The organism is Thiomonas sp. (assembly GCF_054608695.1).
In genome coordinates this window covers 1-3046 of record NZ_JBTRXV010000190.1, presented here as the reverse complement: position 1 = coordinate 3046, position 3046 = coordinate 1, and the positions used below count along the sequence as shown (strand labels likewise).

2 protein-coding genes are annotated in these 3046 nt (G+C 64.3%); one reads left to right on the top strand and one right to left on the bottom strand.

Annotated elements, in window-relative coordinates; translation table 11 throughout:
* Positions 1-86: 86 nt before the first annotated feature.
* Positions 87-1916, top strand: coding sequence for an AAA family ATPase (locus ACYCUK_RS24065; RefSeq protein ID WP_461597106.1), 1830 nt, complete (start codon positions 87-89; stop codon positions 1914-1916).
* Positions 1917-2266: 350 nt separating this feature from the next.
* Here ACYCUK_RS24065 and ACYCUK_RS24060 read toward each other — a convergent pair whose 3' ends face one another.
* Entirely contained in the window at positions 2267-2659 is a 393-nt protein-coding gene (locus tag ACYCUK_RS24060) for a CCDC90 family protein (protein WP_461597105.1), read from the bottom strand.
* Positions 2660-3046 lie beyond the last annotated feature (387 nt).

Sequence of the window (3046 nt, the reverse complement as noted above, 5' to 3'; positions counted from 1 at the left end):
ACGAGGGGCGCAAGGTCTAGGCTCGCAAGCTGGAGAAGATCGCGGCGGATCCGGCCACCAAAAAGGAGTGGGACTCCAAGGGGCGCATGTACCTGCGGGCCAAGGACGGGCGCGTATACCAGCCCGCCCTCCACTCCGGCAAGCGATCCATCGAAAGCCGCAACCTCAATCACGCCGGCCTCACCAAAACCCGCTACGTCATCGGCGAGAAAGGCGTGTTCAAGCAGGGCGGCACCCTCAAGTCAGAACTGGCGGGCAAGATAAGCGACCGCATCCAGGCCGGGATCCGGCGCGATTACCACAAGGGCATGGATCGCGTGCGAAGGGACGTCGCCAAATCCGGCGGAAGGGCGGGGGTCGGGGCGCAGTTGCGGGCCATCGGCCACGGCTTCCAGCGGGCGTTGCGGTCGGACCTGGTGCGTTCCGCCTTTCGCAAGCACGAGAACTGGCGCAAGGCCGGCGTCATCGAGTCCGCGGCCGTGCGGGCCACGGCCTGGGTCCAGCAGACGCGGGAGCGGGCGGATCTGGTCAAGGAACTAAAGGACCAGGCTGGGTCCCTGAACAAGGCGAATGGTGAGCGCAAGGTGCTCCACATCCACGACGAGGCGAGCCAGTCGGGCTTGAAGGAGTTCACGGACGTCATGTCGAAAACGGAGCGGGAAGGCGCCCGCACCGTGTTCCTGGGCGACCGCCTACAGCATCAGTCCGTGGAGGCCGGCAAGGCCTTCGAGCAGGCGCAAAAGCATCTGCCCATGAACGAACTGACCGACATCCGCCGCCAGAAGACGGAAGAGGCCAAGGGAATCGTCAAGGACGTGCTGGAGGGGCGGCACGGCGAGGCCATGGCGCGTCCGGCGATCGAGGTCCGCGTGGAGCAGGACAAGGTGCGGGGAAAATGGGAGGGGAGGGGGGAGCTTTCTGAAAAGGACCGGCAAACGATGCGGGCGGAGATGCGCGGCGCCGCGCGAGCCGACAATCAGCACGTCGTGGAGCGGATCGCCAAGGATTACGCGGCGCTGCCCCAAGGGGAGCGAGGCAAGACGGCCATACTCACCTCCACCAACGCCGACCGGCGGGCCGTCAACGACGCCGTTCGCGAGCAGTTGAAGGCCAAAGGCGAACTGGGGCGGGGCAAGGAGTTCGCCGTTCTGGAGAAGAAGGACATGAGCGAAGCGGAACGTCGCGCCGCCGCCTATGACCGGGGCGACGTGGTGAAATTCACCTCCGCGCACCGGGCGCTGAACGTGGAGAAGGGTGCGGAGGGGCGGGTCGTCGGCAAGGACGATCGCACCAACCGGGTGAGCGTCGAACTGGACGGTGGGCGCGTGGTGCAGATGCGGGGCGATCTCAAGGGGGTGGAGGCCAGCAGGGAGTTCAAGCGGGAGTTCGCGGAGGGCGACAAGATCGCGTTCGGGAAGAACGACCGCGAATCGGGTTTCAAAAACGGCGACCAGGGCAAGGTGCTGGAGATCCGGGACAAAAGCCTCGTCGTGGAGATGAACGGAGAGCGGCGCACGGTGGACTTGGAGAAGTACCGGAACATCGACCACGGTTACGCCATGACCAGCGTGAAGGCTCAGGGGCAGACCGTGGACCGGGTGATGATCCACCACAACACCGAGTCGGGCCGGCACGGCGACCGGGAGACCTACGTCAACGTCACCCGCGCCCGGATGGGGGTCAAGGTCTACACCCAGGACGTGGAGAAGGCCAAGAGGCAGGCCGGTGTCAAGATGGACAAGGAGACCGCCAGACCGGAGCGGGAGGAGAGCCGCCAGGAGCGCAAGGGGGAGCGTCGGAGCGCCGAGCGCGAGGCACCCGAGCGGAAACAGGCAGGGAAGGAATCCACGGGATCCGGCAAGAGCAAGGCCGGCAAGGAGAAGGAGGACGAGCTAGAGTTCGGGGCCGGACGCTGAGTTCTCCACAAAAACCGGGGATGGCTCTGTGGATGGCTGTTCCATCCTGTTGAACCACCGTGGCTATACATGGCGGCGCAAAAACACGCGATACGACGGTTCTGGCGGGTGTATGGGGGCGGAAAGGGGATGAAAGCCGGAGACGGCTGATGGATGAGTTTCGCCCCGCTTCGCAAGAAGGGGCGAAAAAGGAGGCGGTCTGTTTGGGCCGCCAGGCGGCGGGCTTCGGCCCGCCTTTTTTATGAGGGATCGCCGACCGCCGCCGGATTCGGAACCAAACCGCCAGGCACGCGAAACACCCCGGTAGCGCCGTTGGCGCATCCGGGGTCGCGGGTTTCGTCGATTTCCGGCTATTTGCCGAAACGCATCAGCGCCAGCACGGACAGGATGATGGCTGTTTGCCCGAACGCCAAGCCGACCATCCATTTGATGAGAGAGGTTTTTTCTTTTTGCATCTCCGTTCTGATCTGCGAGATCTCTTTTTGCAGATCGATCTCGAACTGCGCGAGGGCCTTTTGCAGATCCGTTTTGACCGGCGCGCTCTCCTCGCGCAAGGTCGCCGCGCAACTGCGGATCTCCTTGCGCGGGTTCGCCGACACGACATCCAGGTCTTGCTTGGTGGCCGCCGCGGCCGCCAGAGCTTCGTCAATGACCAACGCCACGGCGTCCGCCTGTTCCGGTGGCATGCCGGATTGCTTGAGGCGGGTGGAAACGAACAGCGTGTCGATCATCGGGGTTCCCATGGGATCTCCTTTTCCGCGCGGTAGCAGTATATGACGAAAAACGGTCGCCCCAAAAGCGGGCGCGATCGCCCGCGCGAAGCGGATGCTTCCCGGACCGCCCGGAGAATCCCCCGGGCCAGGCCATGGGAGGTGACGGGAAACGATGGTGGCCACCCCGCGAGGATGGCCAGGCGGCGGGCTTCGGCCCGCCTTTTTTTATGGGCCGCGTCGGCGCAGTCCAAAAATTTCGCCTCGCGGGGGAATAGGGGTGGATACCCGATGTTTCACCGGAAAGGAGATGAAGTGATGGATGAATACACCCCCAGACGCCTGGCGGTTTTGCTGTTGCCCTTCAATCCCAAAGCCCTCCCGGATCTCTACCTGTGCGGCGAGGACACGGAATCGATG